The following is a 22,182-nucleotide window of genomic DNA, read 5'->3' as shown; positions in this document are numbered from 1 at the left end:
AGCCATCTGAAGTTGAACATATTCCCATTATAACCGAACATTCTGACAATAACAGCGCCGCTGGCTTGCCGGTCTATGATATACTGATAGAGTTATACAGGAATGTAGGCTAGAAGGAGACCGACTCGATGATAAAGCTTGTATCTTGGAATGTCAATGGGCTGAGAGCCTGCGTCAATAAAGGATTCAACGACTATTTCAGGCAGACGGGTGCGGATATCTTCTGCGTGCAGGAAACGAAGCTTCAGGAGGGGCAGATCTGTCTGGAGCAGGGGGAAGAATATTCGCAATATTGGAACTATGCGGAGAAGAAAGGGTATTCCGGCACGGCCGTGTTTACGAAGCTGAAGCCGCTGTCCGTGCGCTATGGCTTGGAGGAAGATACTGAGCCGGAGGGCCGAATCATCACCTTGGAATTCAATGACTTCTATCTCGTCAATGTGTACACCCCCAATGCGCGCCGCGACCTGTCCCGTCTGGACTTCCGCCTGGAATGGGAAGAACGCTTCCGTCCGTATCTGCAGGAGCTCGATTCGCGTAAGCCCGTAATCGTCTGCGGCGATCTGAATGTAGCCCACCGGGAGATCGACATCAAAATCGCGAAAGGGAACCGCGGCAACTCCGGATTTACCGAGGAAGAGCGCGGGATGATGACTCGACTGCTGGATGCCGGATTCATCGATACGTTCCGGCAACAGTACCCGGACCGCACGGATGCTTATACATGGTGGTCCAACATGCCGAAGGTGCGAGAGCGGAATGTCGGGTGGCGGATCGATTATTTTCTCGTGTCTGCTCGGCTGGAACCCAAAGTGGCAGAGGCAGAGATTGATACGCATGTCTTGGGCAGCGATCATTGTCCGGTCGTACTGAAGCTTAGGCAGTATTGAAATCCCTTTATATTTGCACCCGTAAAGGGAACCCTACTCAATCTAGGTTGAAATGGACAAAAGATCACTTGCGAACGGTTATACCTAGCTGCACATTCATACTCAAGGCAAAGAAGCACGGTTTGTTCCCGCGCTTCCCGAAGGGCCATAAACAATTATTGCTCCGGTTGGCCGGAAGCTTTGCGCAATTCATTGGCGAGCCGATGAAATTCTTTTTGCGCCTCAGGCACATCCGTGGCCTGATATGCGGCTGACAAAAAGGCGATTACCTTGTTGGCATCGTCCGCTGTCAGTAAGTACGACGGCTGTAAACTGGCCATGAGCTCATCCACACTCCCACTGTATTCATCCAGGTCGACAGGTCCCGAAATGCCGGGCACCGTGCCGGATTCCGAGTATTGTAGAAACACCCAGCGATCCCAACCGCCCCGGTTAGCGGGCTGATTTCTGCTGTAGCTTGCAAGCCACAAAGGAAGGTCGCTGAGCGAGGAACCCAGGTAGTCGTCTATAAAAGACGGATACGTATATAGGATTGAAGTCTTTCCTGTCTTCTCTTTTACCCGGTCAACCCAAGCCCGCACAGCAGCCGGGGTATTTTCGCTGACCTCCGCGTCAATGACGGGGGGAAGGTCCACCTGCCGGAACCCGCCGCTGCGGCCTACGACCTCAATGAAAAAATCGGCTTCCGCTTGAGCCACCGCCTCGGTAGAAGCGCGAAAGAAGTGATAGGCGCCAACAATCAGACCGGCCTGCTTGGCTCCTTGCAAATTTTCCGCATAGCGGTCATCGACAAAGGTCGTCCCCTCCGTCGCCTTCAAGAAAGCAAAAGAGATTCCTGCCGCTTTCACTTTCATCCAGTCGATCGAACCTTGATAGTGAGACACATCGATCCCTTTTGCATTAGAGGGCTTCCTTCGCTGCATCCTCGTTTTCACCCCTTCATCTGAAAAAAACTCCTGTCGCAGTCTTCACTTTATGTTTTTCTAAAAGAAATGCAGAAACGAAGGAGTTCATTTTCCGTCCTTCCTTATATGTTATTCCAATGTTGGAGCGAATCCTGTAGATTTACCCAGAGGAGGCAGCCTATTTGAGAAAAAGAAAAACGGGCCAAGGATCCTCTCCTTAACCCGCTCCATGCGAACGTGCCCTTTAGCGGAACATTCCCCAAAGCTTGATTAAATGAAACGTATTGTTGGGATCGATCTTTTGCGAAATGACGAAATTCACCATCTGCTCGGCCTGCGCTTCCGTCACTTTTTCCCCAAGCGCTTTGGTCAAAAGGCTGACAAACTTTCTCACCTTTACCCTGTCCTGCAAATCTTTTTTCGTCACACCGTTCAAAATCATCTTCACCCGTTCTTTCGTTTCCGGGTTCTTCATTTTGGTTTTCACCCGCTCCACCAGCCCGGGGTCCAACCCGAAATTTTGATAGCCCATCCTGCGCCACCTCCATTGCCGGTAACCTTAGACCAGCGCTTTGGCTGTCCCTTTGGTTCCAAACAGTCATTCATTATTATATGAACAAACGGCGCGCAGCGTGCTTGTCTGCCGGGAATTTTTCCGGTGAAGCGGCAAAGCTGCAGCCAGGGCGGTAACTCCTTCGGCGAAGGAACTTCGCACGTTTTAATCCAGTACTTCTCGCTCCAGCACCTGCTCGCGCTGTAAATAATGCCGCAGGGGTAAATACCGGGTCGACGTCCAGAATTCCCCGCGGCTCACCATTTCAGCGGCTTCATCGCGGGCCTGCTCCATGATTTCAAAATCATTCAGCAGATCGGCCAAACGGAATTCCGGCAGCCCGCTCTGCTTCGTCCCGAAGAAATCCCCGGGCCCTCTCAGTTCCAGATCCCGCCGGGCGATTTCGAAGCCGTCGCTTGTTTCCGTCATCGCCTTCATCCGCTCCTTGCCCACCTCCGTCTTCGGCGTGGCCATCAGCACACAGTAGGATTGATGCTCCCCGCGGCCAACCCGGCCACGAAGCTGATGAAGCTGCGACAAGCCGAAGCGGTCGGCATCATAGACCACCATCAGTGTCGAATTCGGAACGTCCACGCCGACCTCGATCACCGTGGTGGAGACAAGCACTTGAAGCTCCCCCTCGCTGAATGCCCGCATAACCTCATCCTTCTCCTGCGTCGGCAGGCGGCCGTGCAGAAGCCCTATCTTAAGGTCGGGAAAGCGCTGCTGCAGCTGGACATAAACGTCGATCGCATTCTGCACGTCCAGCTTTTCCGACTCCTCGATCAACGGGCAGATGACATAAGCCTGCCGGCCTGCGGCCGCCTCCCGCTCGATGAACCCCATGACGCGGTCCATCATTTCGTGCTGCACCCAGTAAGTCTTGATCGGCTTGCGCCCTTTCGGCAGCTCCCGCAGCGTGGACACATCCATATCGCCGAAGGCGGTGATCGCCAGCGTACGGGGTATGGGAGTGGCCGTCATCGTCAGGACATCCGGATTCATCCCTTTACGGCGCAGGATACTCCGCTGCTGTACCCCGAAACGGTGCTGCTCATCCGTTACGACCAGTCCGAGATTGCGGAAGTACACATCCTCCTGGATAAGGGCGTGAGTTCCGACAACAATGTCAGTCATCCCCATTTGCAGCGCCCCCAGCGCATCCTTCCTCTGCCGGTCGGTCAGCGAGCCGGTCAGCAGGCCCACCGTGATGCCGTAAGGCTCGAACAGCTTGTCCAGGGAACGCTTATGCTGCTCGGCCAGAATTTCCGTCGGCACCATCAGCGCACCCTGGTGCCCCGCCTTCACCACCGCATAGAGCGACACCGCGGCGACCACGGTCTTCCCGGAACCGACGTCGCCTTGCAACAGCCGGTTCATGCAGAAAGGCGACTGGAGATCCTTCAGGATCTCCGCGATGACCTTCAGCTGTGACTCCGTCAGCCGAAACGGCAGCGCCCGCACGAACTCCCGCACAGCGGGGAGGTCCACTTCGTGCGCCACCCCGTCCGCACGCTTGTGCGTCAGCGCGCGGTACGCCTGCATCTTGAGCTGGAACAGCAGCAGCTCCTCAAACACAAGCCGCCTGCGCGCTTCCCTGCCCTCCTCCGTGCCGTCCGGCTGATGGATGGCGGCAATCGCCCGGCGGCGCGGCAGCAAACCGTACCTGCCGGTGGTCTCCTCCGGCAGGATCTCCTCGATGCCGCTCTCGTATTGCTCGAGCGCGTGCTTCACCGCCTTGCGGATCCACTTCTGCGTGATCGATCCGCCGACAGAGTAAACAGGCTGCAGCGTTCCGCTCCGGGGAGTTCCATTGCCGGGAAACTCCGATTCGGAGACGGTCAGATGCAGCCTCTTCTGATCCCACTTCCCGGTCAGTACGATCTCTTGACCGGGCCTGAGACTATCCCGCAGGAAATGGCGGTTAAACCATATTGCCGTAATCATAACTCCGTCCGCCACAACCCGACAGCTCAGCCTCGACTTGTTGCGGCCGTACATATAGATGGCGGGCTCTGCGACGATTTTGGCCTGAAGTGTGACCTTATCTCCGTCCTTTACCTCGGCCAGTTCTTTAATCCGGTAATCTTCGTAACGGTAAGGGTAATACTCCAGCAGATCGGCCACGGTCTGTATGCCGAGGCTTTGAAGTTCCTCCGCCTTCTGGACCCCTACGCCCCGGACCATCTTCACCGGAATTTGATGCAGGTCAAGCATAGGCTTCCATCCTGTTTACAAATACCGCCACCGTTCCGGGACCCGCGTGCGTGGCTATCACCGGGCCCAATGCTGTATACTGCATGATTTCCACCTGCAGCGCCTCCTTGACCATGCCGCCGAGCACTTCGGCCTGTTCCCTCGCATTCGCATGAGCCACGGTCAAATGTAGCCTGGCATCCCCGAATTCCGCTTTCAGCAGTTCAACGATTCTGCCCATCGCCTTCTTCTGGCCTCTTACTTTATCGACAGAATTCACCTGCCCGTCATCGTCGATCGATAAAATCGGTTTAATGTTAAGCAAAGAGCCGACAACCGCCGCCGCTTTGCCGATTCGGCCGCCCTTTTGCAGGTACTGCAGCGTATCGACCAGAAAATAAATCCTCGTATCCGACCTCAAGGTTTGAACGAGCCGTTCGATCTCTTCCGCCGTCCGTCCTTCCTGTGCGGCGCGTGCAGCCGCTGCTGCCAGCAGGCCGATCCCGTAGCAGGCGGATTTGGAGTCGACCACGGTGATTTCGGCGGCGCCTTCGTACATTGATTTCGCCAGTACCGCAGATTGGTAGGTACCGCTCAGCGCGGAAGACAAATGGATGGAAATAATGTGAGTGTCCGGTTCCGCCCCCAATCTGGAGTATACGTCAAGAAACTCGACGGGCGAAGGCTGGGATGTAGTCGGAAGCGAAGCGGACGACACCAGCTTATCGATGAACTGCTCGGAAGTGATGGTCACTCCGTCGAGGAATGCTTCCGAGTCAAAATGTACCTTAAGCGGGACCACCTCAATGTCAAGCTGCTGCCGCACGTCAGCGGGGATGTCTGCCGTACTGTCAGTGACGATGCGAATTTTGCCCAAGCTGGCCACCTCCTGATTTCCTGTCCTGACTTTTTACTCTGCAGCAAAAATATAATAATAAAGTGGTTGTCCCCCGGGATGAATCTCCACTTCCACATCGGGATAAGACTCCGCCAGGAAGCCGCGGATCTGCTCCGTTATCTCTTCTTCGGCATCCGTCCCCGTCATGACCGTAACGATCTCCGGATCCTGAGTCAGCATGGAGCTCAGCAGCAGCTCACAGGAGCGCAGAAGATCCGCTTCGGCGGATACGATCCTGCCGTCCTGGATGCCGATAAAATCACCTTCTTCGATGTCTATGCCATCCATCTGCGTATCCCGCACGGCGAAGGTGACCTGGCCTGACTTGATCTTCCCCATGGCCTCCGTCATCCTGGCCGCGTTATCCTCAGCCTCCGCGGAATCCTGGAACGAGAACACGGCCGCCAGTCCTTGAGGGATCGTTTTGGAAGGGATCACGATGATTTCTTTGTCCTCCACCAGCTCTTTGGCCTGCTGCGCCGCCATAATAATATTGGAGTTGTTCGGCAGAATAAAAATAGTTTGCGCGCTAATCTCCCGAGCCGCGTTAACGATATCCTCCGTGCTCGGGTTCATCGTTTGGCCGCCGGACAGCACATAATCCACGCCAAGCGAGGTGAAAATTTCTGAAATGCCCTCTCCCACGGAAACTGTAATCATGCCGTACCGCTTTCGTTCAGGTCCCGCGCTGTGAACCACCGCTACGGCATAGCTGTCCGCATCTGCCGAATTGCCGAACGCGTGCCTGGCCTCTTCAAGTATATGGGTATGCTGGTCACGCATATTTTCAATTTTGATCCTGCTCAGGTCGCCGTACTGCTGGGCCAAAGTCATCACTTCACCGGGATACTCCGCGTGTATGTGGATCTTGACCAGATCGTCGTCCGCCACGACAAGGAGAGAATCTCCGTGTTTGCTGAGCTCTCTGCGGAAACGCCCCTCGTCGAAGGTCAGCCCTTTCACTTTGCCCGGCACCAGGTTCACCAGAAACTCTGTACAGTATCCGAATTCGATATCCTCGGTAGCCATCATCGTCTGGGCCGGCGCAAAATCGCTGCGGTGGTGCGCTGCTTCCGCCAGATCAAGCGACTCGATCGGCTGCTTCGCCGCCAGGCCGGGCAGCAGCGGAGCCTCTACCGAATCAATTCCATGATCCGCTTCGTCCGTCTGTCCGGTGAGTGCGGCCAGCATTCCCTCGTAAATAAACATCAGCCCTTGTCCGCCGGAGTCCACTACACCGACTTGCTTCAGCACAGGCAGCAAATTCGGGGTGTTGGCAAGTGCCTCATTGCCTGACCGGACAACCTCGCGCATTAAATCCGTCACGTCCGCAGCGCGCCTCGAATAAACCGCCGCTTGCTTGGCCGCTTCCTTGGAGACCGTCAGAATCGTACCTTCCACAGGCTTGACAACCGCTTTATACGCGGTATCCACACCGTTCTGGAGGGCCGCCGCAAACTGCTGCGGATTAATCTGCTCAAATTCCGCCACCGATTTGGCGAATCCCCGGAATAGCTGGGAAAGAATAACGCCCGAGTTCCCTCTCGCTCCCATGAGCAGCCCTTTGGACAGCGCTTCCGCCGTTTTTCCGATATGGATGCCCGCTTTCTTTTTAAGCTCCTCCACCCCGGAAGTCAAAGTCAAGTTCATATTCGTGCCGGTATCCCCGTCGGGAACCGGAAACACGTTCAGCGCGTTGACCTTTTCCACCTTGGACTGCAGGTTCCGGGCTCCCGCCAACACTATATATAAAAAATCATTTCCGTTTATTGAACTAAAGCGCTTACTCAATAGATGATTCCCCTTCCTGGACTACCGGGCTACGCGAACCCCTTGCACGAATACGTTGACTTGCTCTACCCGCAGGCCGATAACATCGTTCAGAACATACTGCAGCTTGGTTTGGACATTGTGGGCCACTTCCGAAATTTTGGTTCCGTAGCTCACGATTATGTACACGTCTATTTCAAGGCTTCCTTCCACATTGCGGATCTCGACGCCTCTTCCGAGGTTGTCTCTTCCGAGCAGCTCCGCGATTCCGTCTTTAAACTGGTTGCGGGAAGCCATTCCTACAAGTCCATAACAATCGAGTGCAGCTGAACCTGCCAATACGGCTACAACTTCATCGGTTACTATGACTTTTCCATTCTCGTTAGCGAGTTCTATCGGCATGATTTCAAATTCATCTCCTTCAATCAATAGAGATATTATGGACTATTCCCCATTGTACTATAAGAAAAGCAATAAATAAAATGGATAAGTAAAATTTCATTCATTGACTTACCGTTTTTTTCTGTGCTATTATATTTAAGTGTGTTTTAGGAATAAGGAGGTGTAACTCATGTCTCGTAAATGCGTTATTACAGGTAAGAAGCCAGGGTCCGGAAATCATGTATCTCACGCCAACAACAGAAACAGACGCTCTTGGGGCGTTAACGTTCAGAAGGTTCGCATCCTTGTCAACGGCAAACCGAAGCGCGTATATGTAAGCGCCAAGGCATTGAAATCCGGTAAAGTCACTCGCGTCTAATCGGAGCCAATCCGGAAAATATCAGAATCCTTGTTCGGAACCGTTTTACTTCTGATATTCATAGACAAAAAGCACCTTAACGGGTGCTTTTTTAGTTTCTCCGGGGCCTCCTAGACATTCAATTGACTTTTACTTGAGTCCAATGGAATAGCCTTGAAGGTCCTGCTTCATTTTACGGAGTAATTAAGCTGCGGGATCGGGCCGCCGGCCCGAGTCACTGACTCGTTCCCCTGCTCCGTCTGCGGATGTAAAATCTCCGGATGGAGGCTTCCGGCCCTGTTCGGTTGTATGCAACCCTCTAATTTTTACTGAACGTGTTAAGCATCGCTTTGACGATGCCGCCCAGAAATTTCGGCAGCTTAATCGTGTAGAATTTCATAGTTAGCCCTCCTAACGATTTTCGGGTATGGCAGCAATCATCCGTTACATCCTATTCGGCCTCTTCGTAAAAAGTGCCTGCATCCGCATCGAGCAAAAAAATACATAAGCGGCGCGCTCTTGTAAATAAGTTATGCGCTTAAATAAGGAGATATTCCTTGCACGCTCTATGCTCTCGGTCGCCCGGCCTGTATGAATTTACGAGCCATATAGAGGAAGAAATGAATACGTGGTCACCCGCGCAGCCGTCTGATAGCCGCCGTACGGTCAGGCTGGCCGAACACGGAACTGCCGGCGACAAGCACATTGGCCCCGGCTTGTACCGCCAGGCGAGCCGTATGTTCATTGATTCCGCCATCCACCTCGATTTCAATATCCACCAGACCCAAGCCGTCCAGCAAATTCCGCAGTTCTTGTATCTTCGGCAGCATGGACGCGATGAACTGCTGACCCCCAAAACCCGGATTGACCGTCATCAGCAGTACATAATCCAGATCGGCCAGCACATGTTGAATAGTTTGGATCGGCGTGGCGGGATTCAGGACGACTCCGCACTTCATTCCCTCTTCTTTGATCAGATGAAGCGTTCGATGCAGGTGGACGCAGGCTTCGGCGTGAATGGAGATCAGGTCCGCGCCGGCAGCCGCAAACGCCTGTACATACCGCTCCGGCTGTTCGATCATCAGATGGACGTCAAGCGGAAGACGGGTATGGGGCCTGACGGCTTCCACAATCAAGGGGCCGATAGTAATGTTGGGCACGAAATGCCCGTCCATGACATCGACGTGGATCCAGTCCGCTCCCGCCTCCTCCGCCTCCTTAATCTCCTCGCCCAGCTTGGAAAAATCCGCAGAAAGTATCGATGGTGCGATTCTGAGCATGATTAATACCTCCTCTTGGCGTCTTTCATCTCGGACATAAAAATCAAATAGTGTTCATACCGGCTGAGTGCGATCTGTCCGTTTTCTACCGCCTCAATCACCTTGCAGCCCGGCTCCTGCATGTGGCTGCAGCCCCGGAATTTGCAATGCGGAGCATATTCGTTGAATTCCTTGAAACAGGAGCCCAGCTCCTCCACCTCAAGCTGTAAAAAATCGAGCTGGCTGAACCCGGGCGTGTCAGCGATGACCGCGCCGTTGTCCAGCCGGATCAGTTCGACATGCCGCGTCGTATGTTTGCCGCGTCCGAGCCTGGAAGAGATGAGGTTGGTCTGCAGCTCCAGACCGGGAACCATAGCGTTAAGCAAGGAGGACTTTCCGACGCCCGACTGACCGGCGAACACACTGAGATGACCGGCCAGCCGAGCCATAATCGCGTCCACGCCTATCCTTTTCCTGGAACTGGTTTGAATCATCTCATAACCTATCTGTTCATAGAGCCGGATGACCGAGTCCAGACTCATATTTTCCTTTTCAATGACGACTTGCTCTGGATCTGCAATCAGGTCGCATTTGGTAAGGCAGATCACCGTATCCAGTCCCGCATTCTCCGCATGAACAAGAAATTTGTCCAGCAAAAGCAGGTTCAACGCAGGCTCCTCGCAGGCGAAGACGAGAACTACCAAATCCACGTTGGCGATCGGCGGCCGGACCAATTCGCTTGCCCTGGGCAGAATATCGTCCACCATCCCTTCTCCGTTCTCCGTCACGCTGTAGACTACACGGTCGCCGACCAGAGGGGAGAGCTCCTTCTTTTTCAAAATCCCGCGTCCTCTGCACTGGACAGAGCCGGAAGCTTCTCCATCGGGCTGCACGTAATAATAACCGCTTAATGCCTTGACGATCCTTCCTTCTGGCATTAATTCGCTCCTCCTGTGCCTTGTTTGCCCTGTTTATCTTTCTTGTCCTGTCCGTTCGCCGGCTTGGAGCCGTCGCCGTTCCCGGCAGCCGCGCCGGTGCCCGGATTCCCCGGAGACGCAGCTCCCGGAGACGCGGTGCCTGGAGCCGCAGCTCCCGGAGCCGTTACTGTGCCGGCGCCCGATCCTCCGGCTGCGGGTCCTGTTCCCGCCCCGGCGGAGCCCGCTGCACCAGTATCTGGTCCCGCCCCCGCGCCGGTGGTTGAACTGCGTTTTGCACCTTTTTGCGCCAAGTAATCCTGATAAGTTTTCGTAATGACGTCCACTACTTTATCGTCCTGCTTCACCTGGATGGTGGCGTTCTTGTCCGGAGCCACGACGATTCTCACATCGATAGCGTCATCCTTCGAGATGGTGGTTGATTTATACTCGAAAGTATCATATTGCGCATCCGTAACGACCAGTTTGATATTCGTCGCCTTCCCCGGGGCGGATGGGTGCACTGGGACATTCACTATCATTTGTCCAGCTTCGTCCGGAAGACCGGAAGAAACGAACAGCTGCACTTGATCCCCGGGAGACACTCCATCGTTCTCATTGAAAGGGAATTGTCTGACCACGGAGCCTTTCGGGATCTTATAGGAAGGCTCGTTCTGCACATCGGCAGATAGCGTCAGGCCCAGCTCTTTGATTTTGTCCGATGCCGCTTTCTGGGTCATACCTACCAAATTCGGCATCTTGAACGTTTCCTTCCCCTTGCTGACGCTTAATTTGATAACAGCGCTCGTGGGGTCGTATTCTTCATTAGCCGCCGGGATTTGCTTGGTCACGACGCCAGGCGGCTGATCTTTGGAGAAGACCTCATCCACCGAAATCTGTTCCTTCTTCAATCCCTGCGCAAGCAGGTTGTCCTGTACCACCGCCAGTTTTTCTCCCACAGCGTTGACCATCTTTTGCTTCTCTGCGCCTTTACTGACGTTAAGCGTGATCACCGTATGGACTTTTTCGTTCATATTGGCGGGAGGGTTCTGTTTAATAACCACATCGACCGGTATGGTCTTTGAGAATTCCTGGATGATATCATATTTCAGCTTCGCGTTATCCAGGATCTGTTTGGCCTCTTCCACATTGCGGTTTTCCACCAGAGGCACAGACACCTCCGGGACCCGGACCAGCTTGTTCATGTAAAATGCCAATCCGCCAAGTATAACGATCAATGCGGCCAGAATCCCCAGCCAAACGGTCGGTCTGACCCAGGGGCTGCGCTTTTTGACCGTTTCTTCAGCAATCTTCACAGGGTGCTGCATGGTTTCTTCCAAATCCTTATAAGCGGTCGGCTTGATCGCGGGAACAATTCTGGTGCGCTCCTCGTCCATGCCGTCGTCTGGAAAAACGATCTTCGGTTCATGGAGCCGTTCGGGCTGCAAGCATGTCTCCAAATCCTTCTGCATCTCCGCAGCGGATTGGTAGCGTTCGTCCGGATTTTTGCGCATCGCTTTGAGGATCACATTCTCCACGCTTTGAGGGATCAGGGAATTGATTTTGCGCGGCTCCTCGACATCCTCTTGCAGATGCTTCAGCGCTACCGAAATGGGACTTTCCCCCAGAAAAGGAAGCGTTCCCGTCAGCATTTGGTACAGCACGATGCCGAGGGAGTACAGGTCGGAAACCTCTCCTGCGGAAGTGCCCTTGGCGTGCTCGGGCGAAAAATAATGTACGGAACCGACGACCGAACCGGTCTGTGTGATCGTAGACGAGGTGGAAGCGCGGGCAATCCCGAAGTCCGTCACCTTCACGCGACCGTTTTTACCGATCAGTATGTTATGGGGTTTAATATCTCGATGTATGATTTGATTATGATGTGCATGGTCCAACGCGTCACAAATCTGCGCAGCGATACGGACCGATTCCTCCACCTGCAGCGGAGCCCTCAGTTTGATAAGGTCGTTGAGCGTTGTGCCTTCTATATATTCCATTACGATGTAGTGGACTTCCCCTTCTTGCCCCACATCGTAAATACTTACAACATTCGGATGGGAAAGAGACGCTGCCGCTTGTGCTTCCCGGCGGAATCGGCTGATAAACTCCTCGTCATGGACATACTGCTGCCTGAGCACTTTGACGGCGACTTTACGATGCAATAAAATATCATGCCCTTTGTAGACCAGCGCCATGCCGCCGCCGCCGATGCGTTCGAGAATCTCATACCTTCCTCCTAGCTGCTTTCCTATCACTTCTGCTTCACCTCATTTCTTCTTGGCCTTCACTGTCATTGACAAGCAGCAGGACCGTGATATTGTCATCTCCGCCCGCTCTCAAGGCGATTTCGACCAGCCGTTCGGCCTTCGTATCCAAATCGGTTTCGTCATGCAGCGTATGTAAAATGGTGTCGCTGTCGACCAAAGAAGACAGCCCGTCGCTGCAAATCAGCAGCATCTCCCCTTTGGACCAGGGATGGGAGCTCACATCCACCTCGACGAAAGGCTCGGTGCCGAGTGCCCTTGTAAGGACGTTCCGCCGAGGATGATGTTCCGCTTCTTCCGACGTGATTTGCCCGGAACGGACAAGCTCGTTCACCAAGGTGTGGTCTTCGGTCAATTGGATCAGGGATGCCGTGTCGGCCTTGTAGGCCCGGCTGTCGCCGATATGCCCGATCAGCACCAAATCCCGGGACGCCAGCGCCGCTACTACCGTAGTTCCCATTCCATAATGGCTTTCCCTCTCCGACGCGAAGCGGTAGATTCTCGCATTGGCTTCTTCCACAGCGCTCCGGATAGCCTGCATACATTCGTCTACAGGCATCCCGGAATGCACTTTGTGCATTTCCTGCTCAATAATATCGACAGCCATCTGGCTGGCTGTGTCGCCGGCTTGATGCCCGCCCATACCGTCGGCCACAATGGCTAACAAGAAACCGTTAAGATCCGTCTGGACCAGCGAGCGGTCTTCGTTAACTTGACGGATCCGTCCGATATCCGTTTTAAGGGCCGTTCTCATTCACTTCACCTCGCGCCTGCCTCCATATGCTTGGCTCTAAGCTGCCCGCACGCCGCTGCAATATCGCTGCCCTGTTCTCTGCGTATGGTGGCATTGATTTGATTACGTTCCAAAATGCGTTGAAATTCAAATATATCTTCTCGAGTAGAACGGGTAAATTTGCGTTCCATCACGAAATTGACCGGAATCAGATTCACATGGCACAAAGGGAGGTTTTCTTTTAACACCTTGGCCAGTTCTTCCGCGTGTTCGGGTTGGTCGTTGACTCCTCCCATGAGCGCGTACTCGAATGTGATTCGGCGGCCCGTTGTTTGTGTATAATATTTACAGGCTTCTATCAGCTCGGCAAAAGGAAATCTGCGGTTCACCGGCATCAGCTTGGAACGAAGCGCATCGTTCGGCGCATGGATGGATATCGCCAGGTTGACCTGCGTATTCTCGTCCGCAAAACGGTATATGTTCGGCACAATGCCGCTGGTAGACACGGTGATATGGCGCTGGCCTATATTCAATCCCTTGGGATGAATCATCACTTTCAGAAACTTCATGGTCGCATCGTAGTTTTCAAAAGGCTCTCCGATTCCCATTATGACAATGGAGGAAATCCGCTCGTCGGTCTCATCCAGCAGCCGCTGCGCCCATACGACCTGGGCGATGATCTCGCCGGGGCTTAAATCTCTCTTCAACCCTCCGAGAGTGGAGGCGCAGAAGGTGCAGCCCACCCGGCAGCCGACCTGCGTGGTTACGCAGATGCTGTTGCCGTAATTATGCTTCATCACGACCGTCTCGATGGCGTTCTTGTCTTCCAGCTCAAACAAAAATTTCACGGTGCCGTCCTTGGACTGCTGTTTGGCAATTTCCGTCAAAGTCACGAACTGGAACTGGTCCTTGAGCTTGTCTCTCAAACTCTTGGACAGGTTGGACATGCCGTCGAAATCGGTCACTCTCTTCACATACAGCCAGTCAAAAATTTGTCCGGCCCTGAAGCCCGGCTCGCCATTCTCTTTCACCCAATCCTGCCAATCCTCGAAACTTAAACTGTATACAAACGGTTTCATAGCTATCACACCTTTAATTTGTTACCCCTATTGTGGCTCATCCTACCTATTTTAACACAACTGTGCCAAACTCTGAAGAAAAAAGCCGCGGATTCAAGCAGGTTTCAGCCCCGTTTTCTCAGCTTTGCTATAAAAAAACCGTCGGAATGGTAGTGATGCGGCAAAATCTGGACCATGCCGTTCCCAGCTTGTCCCGCCAAAGCTTCGGGCATCGACTCCCGCAAAGAAGGATCGGCCGCAAACTCGGGATGCTCTGCCAGGAACTCTTCTACGAGCTCCTGATTTTCGCTCCTTTCGATCGTGCAGGTGCTGTAAACTAGCACGCCGCCGGGCTTCAGCAGCCGGTGGACGTTCCACAGAATGTCCCGCTGAATCCGGCGGATCTGCGGGATCTCGGTTTCTTTCTTGCTCCATTTAAGATCCGGTTTTCTGCGGATGACACCAAAGCCGGAGCAGGGAGCGTCAAGCAGAATCCGGTCGAACGTCTCCGCCGGAAAACGCTTGCCCAGCTCGCGCGCATCCTCCACCAGCGTGCGGATCGAGCCGAGCCCAAGCCGGGCCGCCTGCCCTTCGATCAGCTTCCGCTTGTGTTCATGGATGTCACAGGCGCGGATTTCGCCTTCGTCGCGCATCTTCTCGGCCATATGGGCGGTCTTGCCGCCCGGGGCGGCGCAGCAGTCGAGCACGTTCATGCCCGGCGCCGGGCTGACTGCCTCGGCCACAAGCATCGAGCTCTCGTCCTGCACGGACAGCCGGCCTTCGGTGTACCATGCGGTGAGCGCCATGTTGCCGCCACTCTCCACCACAATGCCGGCCGGAGCCAAAGCGGACGGCGACGCCTCCATGCCTTCGGCGCGGAGTGCGCTGATCAGCTCCTCCCGGCTCATCTTCAGCGGATTAACGCGCACGCTTACGCTGGGCGCCGTATTGTTCGCTTCGCAGATCCTCGCCGTCTCGGCTTCGCCCAGCTGCCCGATCCACCGCCGCACGAGCCATTCCGGGTGCGAATGCTCAAGCGCGATCCGCCCGGCCGGCGGCAGGCCGGAGGGGATCGTGAGCGACGCCTTCTGACGGATCACGCTGCGCAGCACGCCGTTGACCATGCCGGAGATCCCTTGATGGCCTTTCTTTTTGGCCAGGTTCACCGCCTCGTTGACTGCGGCATGATCCGGGATCCGGTCGAGATAAAAAATCTGATAAAAACTAAGCCGCAGCAGGCTTCTTACCCACGGCTGCAGCTTTTCCAACCCTTTCTTCACAAAGCGCGACAAAAAATAATCGATCGTATTAAGCCTCTGGATCGTTCCGTAGACAATCTCGGTAGCCAAAGCGGATTCTTGCCGTTCCAAGCCGTATTTTTGCAGTGTCCCGTGGAGCAATAGATTACTGTAGGACTGGTCCTGCTCCACTCTGGTCAGCACTTCCAGAGCGACCTGGCGGGCGGATGCCGTTCGTCCGGCGGGCCGGTTATCGCTAGATTTCACTCGCTGTTACCTCCAGACCCAAGACCGTATTCTCCGACATTTGTCCGCCCCGCACGAACACGTCCACCGACATCGCTTTCCTGCCGGAAGGCTGCAGCTCCGTAATCCACAACGTACCGTCGCCAGTCAGCACTTCGATGCCGTACTCCTTCACCTGGAGCACCGTTCCGGGCACCTTCCCCTGCCTGTCCGCCTGTCTGCTGCGGGTTGCCGAACCTTCCTGCCTTGGATTCGCGCATGACCAGATTTTCAGTACTTCCCCGTTCCACAAAGTAAAAGCGACCGGAAAAGGATTGAGGCCCCGCACCTGGTTATAAATCTCCCAGGAGCTGCGGGTCCAATCGATCCGTTCGTCCTCCCGCTGAATGTTCGGAGAGTAAACGGCCTCGGCATCGTTCTGCTGGACAGCTTGAATGCGGCCGCCCAGAAGATCGGGCAGCGTCATCTTCAGCAGCTCCGCCCCCGCCAGGCTGAGCTTCTCGAACATCGTCCCCGTCGTATCTTCAGGCCCGATCGGCAGCTCTACCTTGGAGATGATATCTCCGGTATCAAGTCCGGCCGCCATATACATGATCGTCACTCCTGTTGTTTCCTCTCCCCGCATGACGGCATAATGAATCGGCGCACCGCCCCGGTATTTGGGCAGCAGCGAGGCGTGTACATTAATACAGCCGTGTTCCGGCATTGCCAGCACCTGCTTGGGCAGAATCTGCCCGTAGGCGGCCGTCACGATCAAATCCGGCTCATAGCGCCGAAGCTCTTCCACCGCCTCCGGCGCGCGCAGCTTCTCCGGCTGCAGCACGGGCAGGCCGTGTTTTAGCGCTTCCTCCTTGACGGGAGGAGGCGTAAATACTCGCTTCCTGCCTTTGGGCCGGTCAGGCTGCGTGACGACGGCCACAACATTATAGCCTTCGTCCAGCAGCGTCCGCAGGGAAGGCACCGCAAACCCGGGGGTACCCATAAAAACAACGTTCACGCTCATTCTCCTTTTTGCTGCTCGGTACGGTAAACCTTATCCGCCAAATCGGTGAACAGCACCCCGTTCAAATGGTCCACCTCATGCTGGATGCAGCGGGCCAGCAGCTCGCTGCCCTCCACGGTAATCTCTTCGCCGTTCCGGTTCAGCCCTTTGACCACACAGGTCATGGCCCGCTTTACGTCACCGGTCAGACCCGGGATGCTCAAGCAGCCCTCAGGTCCATACTGCTCGCCGTCTTTGGATACGATCTCAGGATTGATCAGCTCGATCAGCCCGTTCTCGTCCCCAACATCCATCACAATGACCCGCTTCAAAATGCCGATCTGGGGAGCGGCGAGACCGACGCCTTCCTCCTCGTACATCGTCTCCGCCATATCATCCAACAGCTTATGGATATTAGGCGTGATCTTGGGAACCGGCTTCGCCACCTCTCTTAATATCGGGTCCGGGTCTTTCACAACAACTCGAATGGCCATAACGACACCTGCCTTAAAATGAATTTACATAATCATCTGCGGATCGACGTCGATGCTGACGAGCAGCTTTTGCTGCCGCACCAGATCGTCCAATGACTTCACCGCCTCCCGGACAAGGGAGGAGACGAAGCTGTCTCCACGATATTTTACCATGCATTGGAACCGATATCTATCTTTGATCCTCGGAATCGGGGAAGCCACGGGGCCGAGCACCTCCATCCCGTGCGTCCGCTCGGCGTACTGCTTCACAAGCTCCTGCAGACGGGTCGCCAGCGATTCCCCCGCTTTCATCGCCATCGGCAGCTGCTCATGCGTCAAGGTGACCAGAATGAGCCGGGTGTACGGCGGGTAGCCCAGCATATAGCGGTGCTTCATTTCCGTCCTTGCAAAAGCTTCGTAATCGTGATGGCCTGCAGCCACAATGCTGTAGTGCTCAGGCGTATAGGTCTGGATAAAGACCTCGCCCGGCAGCTGGTGCCTGCCCGCTCGGCCCGCCACCTGTGTCATCAGCTGGAACGTTTTTTCCGCCGAGCGGAAATCCGGCAGATTCAGAACCGTATCCGCAGCAATGACGCCAACCAGAGTCACATTGGGAAAATCTAGCCCTTTGGCCACCATCTGCGTGCCGAGAAGCACATCGCCTTCCTGCTCGCGGAACCGGGTAAGCAGCTTTTCGTGCGAACCTTTCTCCGCAGTCGTGTCGACATCCATACGAATGACGCGGATGCCGGGAAAAAGCCTCGCCAGTTCCTCCTCAACCTTCTGCGTCCCCGTGCCGAAATGGCGGATATGCGCGCTTTCGCAAGCCGGGCACTGCGTCAGTTCCTTCTCGGAATAGCCGCAGTAATGACAACGGGACATTCGGGTCGTCTGGTGGTAAGTGAGCGAAATATCGCAATGGGGGCACTGGGCCACGTATCCGCACGAGCGGCACATGATGAAAGTCGAATAGCCTCTGCGGTTGAGCAGCAGGACTGTCTGCTCCTTCCTGCGCAGCCGCTCTTCTATCGCTGTATGAAGCGGACGGCTGAACATCGAGCGGTTGCCGTCCCGCAGCTGTTCCCTCATGTCGACGATCCGGACGGCGGGCAAAGGCCGCTGATGGACGCGTGTTTGCATGCTGAGCAGCCGGTAAGGCTTCTTCCTTTCTTCCCCTTCCTCCACCGTTTCCGTCAAGTAAATCGTTTCCAGGGACGGAGTGGCGGAACCGAGCACGACAGCCGCATGGTGCTGCTTCGCCCGCTCTATCGCGACATCCCTGGCATGGTACTTCGGGCTTTCATCCTGCTTATAAGAAGTTTCGTGCTCTTCATCGATAATGATAAGTCCAAGCTTCGTAAAAGGGGCAAAAATTGCCGAACGCGCTCCTATCACGACCTTAACCTTTTTGGAGCTGATTTTGCGCCATTCGTCATACCGCTCGCCGTTGGAAAGCCTGCTGTGGAGCACGGCGACCAGAGCGCCGAAACGTCCTTTAAACCGTTCCACCATCTGGGGGGTGAGCGAAATTTCGGGCACCAGAACGATAGCTTCCTTGTCCTGATCGAGGCATTCCTGAATGGACTGGAGGTATACCTCGGTCTTACCGCTGCCCGTCACGCCGTGAAGCAGGAACACATCATGCTCTGAATTCAGTATAGACTGCCGGATCGGCCGGAATACATTGGACTGCTCTTCGGTGAGCGCCATCGGTACCGTTTTCTCAAAGCTGCGGTCGGCATAGGGATCCCGGTACACTTCAACTTCGCGCAGCTCGATAAACCCTTTTTCCTCCAGCGCTTTGACCGTGCCCGCCCCCGTATCCGTCTCCAGCAGCATATCCTTGAGCGGAACCGGCTGAGGATGCGCGAGCAGCTTTTCCAGCACCGCTTTCTGTTTGGCTGCCCGCTTTGGCCATTCGGCAATAGCCGCCTTCAGCGCGAAGTCATCCGTTTTGCGGTAAACCGTGAGCAGCTTTTTGGCGGACAGCCGGTCTTTAATTTTCTGCACCTCGGTGAGCAGGCCTTGAGAGATCATCTCTTTAATGAAGGCGCCGGCGCTGGGGAAACGTTCCAGCAGGGCTTCGATCTCTACGGACTCCTTTTGCCTGATAAAAGAAAGAATTTGCATGCTGCTGTCCGTTTCCAACGTGAGCTGGTAATCGCCTGATTCCCCGGACAAAGCGACATGCCGTTCGTATTTCGCCTTTAAAGCGCCCGGAACCATCGCCTGCAGCGCCGTAATTTCATGGCAGATATATTTGCGGCTCATCCAGCGCGCGAGCTGGACCAGTTCGGGGGTGAGAGGCGGCGTCAAATCGAGCACATGGTCGATCTTCTTTAGCTTATGCGGCTCGGTGTGTGTTTCATTTCCGGTTTCCACAACGAATCCCTGTATGACCCGGGGACCGAACGGCACACCCACACGGCTTCCCACTTCCACCCAGGACTCGAGGTGTGCGGGAATGATATAATCGAAGGCCCGGTCCGTCTGTTTCGACGGCACGTCCACGATAACTTTTGCAAACATGTTAAGCATCACCCTTTGCTTGTTCCATTCGATCAGCCACCATGGACAGCAGCCGGAATGCGACTTCCCGCTTGGACAGCAGGGGAAGCTGCTCCGCCAATCCGTTCTTGTCGTAGATGGCAACGACGTTGGTGTCCGTTCCGAAGCCCGCGCCCTCCCGGGAAACGTCGTTGGCAACGAGCAGGTCGCAGTTTTTTCTATGCAGCTTGCCGATCGCATTCTCCTGCACATTCTCGGTTTCAGCCGCGAAGCCGACCAAAAACTGATGCTTCTTCCTCCGTCCCAGCTCCTGCAGAATGTCAGGATTCTTTACCAATGTGAGGGTGAGCCGGTCTTCATTCTTTTTCAGCTTCTGTATGTGCGTCTCCACGGGACGGTAATCCGCCACGGCTGCCGCTTTGATCACGATATCCGTTTCTTCGAACCGGATCATGACCGCATCCAGCATTTCTTCCGCAGACTCCACGCTCACAATCTTCATGCCTTCCGGCGGGGCGGCCGTCGTTTTGCCGGTTACGAGTGTCACCTCGGCACCCATTTGGCGGGCGGCTTCCGCTATGGCAAATCCCATTTTGCCGGAGGAATCGTTCGTTATGTACCTTACCGGGTCAATTCTTTCCAACGTTCCGCCGGCGGTTATCAGCAACTTTCTGCCAGACAATCTGGCGGACTCGGCAAAATGGCGGCGCACCGCTTCAAAAATATCCTCCGGCTCCGCGAGCCGCCCTTTTCCCACATAGCCGCAGGCCAGCTGGCCGGTTCCGGGCTCGATGAAGCGGACACCCCGCTGCGCCAGCAAAGACATGTTGTGATCAACCGCCGGATGAGCGTACATGTGGACATTCATCGCAGGTGCGATTAGCACCGGCGCCGTTGCCGCGAGCAATGTTGTGCTGAGCATATCGTCCGCCAACCCGTGCGCGAGTTTGGCAATCATATTCGCCGTGGCCGGTGCCACCACCACCAGGTCGGCGCGGTCCGCCAAATCGATATGCGAAACCACGCCGGGATCCTTCTCATCGAAAGTATCCACGGCGACCGGCTGCCGCGTCAGGCTCTGAAACGTAAGCGGCGCGACAAATTTGACCGCGGATTCCGTCATGACCACCTGCACCCTGGCTCCCGCCTGGGACAGCTTGCTGCAGAGCGCCGCCGCTTTATAAGCGGCTATCCCTCCGCAGACGCCCAATAGTATCGTTTTACCCCGCATTGTAACCGCCCCCTCAGCTATAACAGCACATATATGTATATTTCGCCTGGCAGCCCGCAAAAGTGAAGCTATCCCGCCCAATCTGCTCTTTGCATTGTTCGGGAACCGCCTGCATATAAAGAAAAAAATAACAACCTCTACGGTTGTTATACTTCGTACTCGAAAGTCCCGATAACGCTTATTCCTTGGAAGGCTCCGGAGTGTCTTCAAGCTTCTCATAGCTGATATAATCTTTGTAAAGTTCTTCCAAAGCGACGCCGACCTGCTTATGCGATCTTGGGTTTTTCAGCTCCGACTTCGCTCCGTCACGAAGAAATCTTGCCCGCTTGGAAGCGGCGACGACCAAAGAGTACTTGCTGTCAACTTTGTCCAGCAGCTTGTCAATAGATGGATACAGCATTCAGTTCACCTCATCGATCCATTTCTTAATGGTAGGGTAGATTCTTTCTTTCTTGCAGTGCTCTGCAGTAAGAATGGAACGGATCCGCTCGCAGGCGTGTTCCACCTCATCGTTCACGATGGCGTAATCGTAATATTCCAGCTGCCTGATCTCGTCCAACGCGACCGACATCCGGTTCAGGATCGACTCCTCCGTTTCCGTTCCGCGGGTGGTGATGCGGTTCTTGAGCTCGCCCAGCGTCGGAGGAAGCAGGAAGATAAACACCCCTTCGGGAAACTTCTGCTTCACTTTGAGCGCTCCCTGTACCTCGATCTCCAGGATAATGTCCTTGCCGGAGGCCAGCGTTCGCTCGACAAAATCCTTGGGAGTGCCGTAATAATTGCCCACATATTCCGCCCATTCCAGCATCTGGCCGGCTTCGATCAGCTCCAAAAATTGTTCCCGCGTTTTGAAAAAATAATTCACGCCGTCCACTTCCCCCTGCCGTGGAGCCCGGGTTGTCGCGGAGACAGAATAGACAATGTCGGGACTGCAGCCGCGGAGAGCCGAACAGACTGTACCTTTGCCTACCCCGGAGGGGCCGGATAATACGATGAGAATTCCTCTTTGTTCATTATACTGCAGATTACTCGTCATGTTCATCGTCCTTATTGGAAAGTCGATGTGCCACCGTTTCAGGCTGCACGGCCGATAAAATAACGTGGTCGCTGTCTGTTATGATAACGGCGCGGGTTCTTCGGCCATAAGTCGCATCGATCAGCATATGGCGGTCGCGCGCCTCCTGGATGATCCTTTTGATAGGAGCGGATTCCGGGCTTACGATCGAGATGATGCGGTTCGCCGATACAATATTACCGAAGCCTATATTAATGAGTTTGATCGCCATCGAGTTTCCTCCTAAGAGTTTGCGCCGAAAATATAACTA

The 22,182-nt window shown here is 54.8% G+C and carries 22 protein-coding genes; 2 read left to right on the top strand and 20 right to left on the bottom strand.

The genetic code is table 11. The features are described 5' to 3' along the window. The first annotated feature begins 131 nt into the window (after positions 1-131). Positions 132-890: an exodeoxyribonuclease III gene (locus tag ACZ5N7_RS03565; RefSeq protein WP_464659124.1), complete on the top strand. Its 759-nt coding sequence runs from the start codon at positions 132-134 to the stop codon at positions 888-890. Between the two features lie 155 nt (positions 891-1,045). Here the strand turns inward: ACZ5N7_RS03565 and ACZ5N7_RS03560 are convergent, their stop codons facing one another. The 6 genes from ACZ5N7_RS03560 to ACZ5N7_RS03535 all read right to left on the bottom strand — a co-directional run bounded on the left by ACZ5N7_RS03560 (position 1,046) and on the right by ACZ5N7_RS03535 (position 7,614). Then, positions 1,046-1,813 carry a glycoside hydrolase family 25 protein gene (locus ACZ5N7_RS03560; RefSeq protein ID WP_464657469.1) on the bottom strand — a complete coding sequence of 256 codons (768 nt, stop codon included), beginning with the start codon at positions 1,811-1,813 and terminating at the stop codon, positions 1,046-1,048. Positions 1,814-2,039: 226 nt separating this feature from the next. Beyond that, the gene (locus ACZ5N7_RS03555) at positions 2,040-2,327 is read right to left on the bottom strand and encodes a stage VI sporulation protein F (protein ID WP_464657467.1); all 288 of its coding nucleotides are present in this window, start codon (positions 2,325-2,327) and stop codon (positions 2,040-2,042) included. 186 nt (positions 2,328-2,513) lie between these two features. After that, positions 2,514-4,565, bottom strand: coding sequence for an ATP-dependent DNA helicase RecG (gene recG, locus ACZ5N7_RS03550; protein ID WP_464657465.1), 2,052 nt, complete (start codon positions 4,563-4,565; stop codon positions 2,514-2,516). Further along, positions 4,558-5,421: a DegV family protein gene (locus tag ACZ5N7_RS03545; RefSeq protein ID WP_464657464.1), complete on the bottom strand. Its 864-nt coding sequence runs from the start codon at positions 5,419-5,421 to the stop codon at positions 4,558-4,560. Before ACZ5N7_RS03545 ends, recG begins: the two co-directional genes overlap by 8 nt. 33 nt (positions 5,422-5,454) lie before the next feature. Beyond that, positions 5,455-7,233 (bottom strand): DAK2 domain-containing protein, encoded by a 1,779-nt coding sequence (locus ACZ5N7_RS03540; RefSeq protein ID WP_464657462.1) that lies wholly within the window; start codon positions 7,231-7,233, stop codon positions 5,455-5,457. Positions 7,234-7,254: 21 nt separating this feature from the next. Further along, positions 7,255-7,614 (bottom strand): Asp23/Gls24 family envelope stress response protein, encoded by a 360-nt coding sequence (locus ACZ5N7_RS03535; RefSeq protein WP_464657461.1) that lies wholly within the window; start codon positions 7,612-7,614, stop codon positions 7,255-7,257. Positions 7,615-7,783: 169 nt separating this feature from the next. On the opposite strand from ACZ5N7_RS03535, the gene rpmB reads away from it, so the two are divergent. Beyond that, positions 7,784-7,972 carry a 50S ribosomal protein L28 gene (rpmB, locus tag ACZ5N7_RS03530; protein WP_464657459.1) on the top strand — a complete coding sequence of 63 codons (189 nt, stop codon included), beginning with the start codon at positions 7,784-7,786 and terminating at the stop codon, positions 7,970-7,972. Positions 7,973-8,270: 298 nt separating this feature from the next. Here the strand turns inward: rpmB and spoVM are convergent, their stop codons facing one another. The 14 genes from spoVM to remA all read right to left on the bottom strand — a co-directional run bounded on the left by spoVM (position 8,271) and on the right by remA (position 22,143). Further along, positions 8,271-8,351, bottom strand: coding sequence for a stage V sporulation protein SpoVM (gene spoVM, locus ACZ5N7_RS03525; protein ID WP_464659122.1), 81 nt, complete (start codon positions 8,349-8,351; stop codon positions 8,271-8,273). A gap of 232 nt (positions 8,352-8,583) precedes the next feature. Next, entirely contained in the window at positions 8,584-9,231 is a 648-nt protein-coding gene (rpe, locus tag ACZ5N7_RS03520) for a ribulose-phosphate 3-epimerase (RefSeq protein ID WP_464657457.1), read from the bottom strand. Positions 9,232-9,233: 2 nt separating this feature from the next. Then, positions 9,234-10,148, bottom strand: coding sequence for a ribosome small subunit-dependent GTPase A (gene rsgA / locus ACZ5N7_RS03515; protein ID WP_464657455.1), 915 nt, complete (start codon positions 10,146-10,148; stop codon positions 9,234-9,236). Further along, the gene (gene pknB / locus ACZ5N7_RS03510) at positions 10,148-12,379 is read right to left on the bottom strand and encodes a Stk1 family PASTA domain-containing Ser/Thr kinase (RefSeq protein WP_464657453.1); all 2,232 of its coding nucleotides are present in this window, start codon (positions 12,377-12,379) and stop codon (positions 10,148-10,150) included. The genes rsgA and pknB overlap by 1 nt, the downstream gene beginning before the upstream one ends. A 7-nt stretch (positions 12,380-12,386) precedes the next feature. After that, a complete protein-coding gene (locus ACZ5N7_RS03505; protein ID WP_464657451.1) occupies positions 12,387-13,142 on the bottom strand; it encodes a Stp1/IreP family PP2C-type Ser/Thr phosphatase in 756 nt (251 codons plus the stop codon). 5 nt (positions 13,143-13,147) lie between these two features. Further along, the gene (rlmN, locus tag ACZ5N7_RS03500) at positions 13,148-14,200 is read right to left on the bottom strand and encodes a dual-specificity RNA methyltransferase RlmN (RefSeq protein ID WP_464657450.1); all 1,053 of its coding nucleotides are present in this window, start codon (positions 14,198-14,200) and stop codon (positions 13,148-13,150) included. 104 nt (positions 14,201-14,304) lie between these two features. Beyond that, positions 14,305-15,684, bottom strand: coding sequence for a 16S rRNA (cytosine(967)-C(5))-methyltransferase RsmB (gene rsmB / locus ACZ5N7_RS03495; protein WP_464657448.1), 1,380 nt, complete (start codon positions 15,682-15,684; stop codon positions 14,305-14,307). Continuing rightward, on the bottom strand, positions 15,674-16,660 hold the full coding sequence (gene fmt, locus ACZ5N7_RS03490) for a methionyl-tRNA formyltransferase (protein ID WP_464657446.1): 987 nt from the start codon (positions 16,658-16,660) through the stop codon (positions 15,674-15,676). Before fmt ends, rsmB begins: the two co-directional genes overlap by 11 nt. Before the next feature lie 2 nt (positions 16,661-16,662). Further along, positions 16,663-17,139 (bottom strand): peptide deformylase, encoded by a 477-nt coding sequence (def, locus tag ACZ5N7_RS03485; RefSeq protein WP_464657444.1) that lies wholly within the window; start codon positions 17,137-17,139, stop codon positions 16,663-16,665. Between the two features lie 24 nt (positions 17,140-17,163). Further along, a complete protein-coding gene (priA, locus tag ACZ5N7_RS03480; protein WP_464657442.1) occupies positions 17,164-19,647 on the bottom strand; it encodes a primosomal protein N' in 2,484 nt (827 codons plus the stop codon). A 1-nt stretch (position 19,648) separates the two neighbouring features. Then, positions 19,649-20,857 (bottom strand): bifunctional phosphopantothenoylcysteine decarboxylase/phosphopantothenate--cysteine ligase CoaBC, encoded by a 1,209-nt coding sequence (gene coaBC, locus ACZ5N7_RS03475; protein WP_464657440.1) that lies wholly within the window; start codon positions 20,855-20,857, stop codon positions 19,649-19,651. Positions 20,858-21,035: 178 nt separating this feature from the next. Beyond that, entirely contained in the window at positions 21,036-21,257 is a 222-nt protein-coding gene (gene rpoZ, locus ACZ5N7_RS03470; protein WP_464657438.1) for a DNA-directed RNA polymerase subunit omega, read from the bottom strand. Beyond that, on the bottom strand, positions 21,258-21,893 hold the full coding sequence (gene gmk, locus ACZ5N7_RS03465) for a guanylate kinase (RefSeq protein WP_464657436.1): 636 nt from the start codon (positions 21,891-21,893) through the stop codon (positions 21,258-21,260). Then, a complete protein-coding gene (gene remA, locus ACZ5N7_RS03460) occupies positions 21,883-22,143 on the bottom strand; it encodes an extracellular matrix/biofilm regulator RemA (RefSeq protein WP_464657435.1) in 261 nt (86 codons plus the stop codon). The genes gmk and remA overlap by 11 nt, the downstream gene beginning before the upstream one ends. Between the last annotated feature and the right edge of the window lie 39 nt (positions 22,144-22,182).

The sequence above is a fragment of the Paenibacillus sp. JCM 18996 genome (assembly GCF_055392555.1).
Note: the sequence above shows the minus strand (reverse complement) of the source record. Positions and strands in the feature narration are given on the sequence as shown.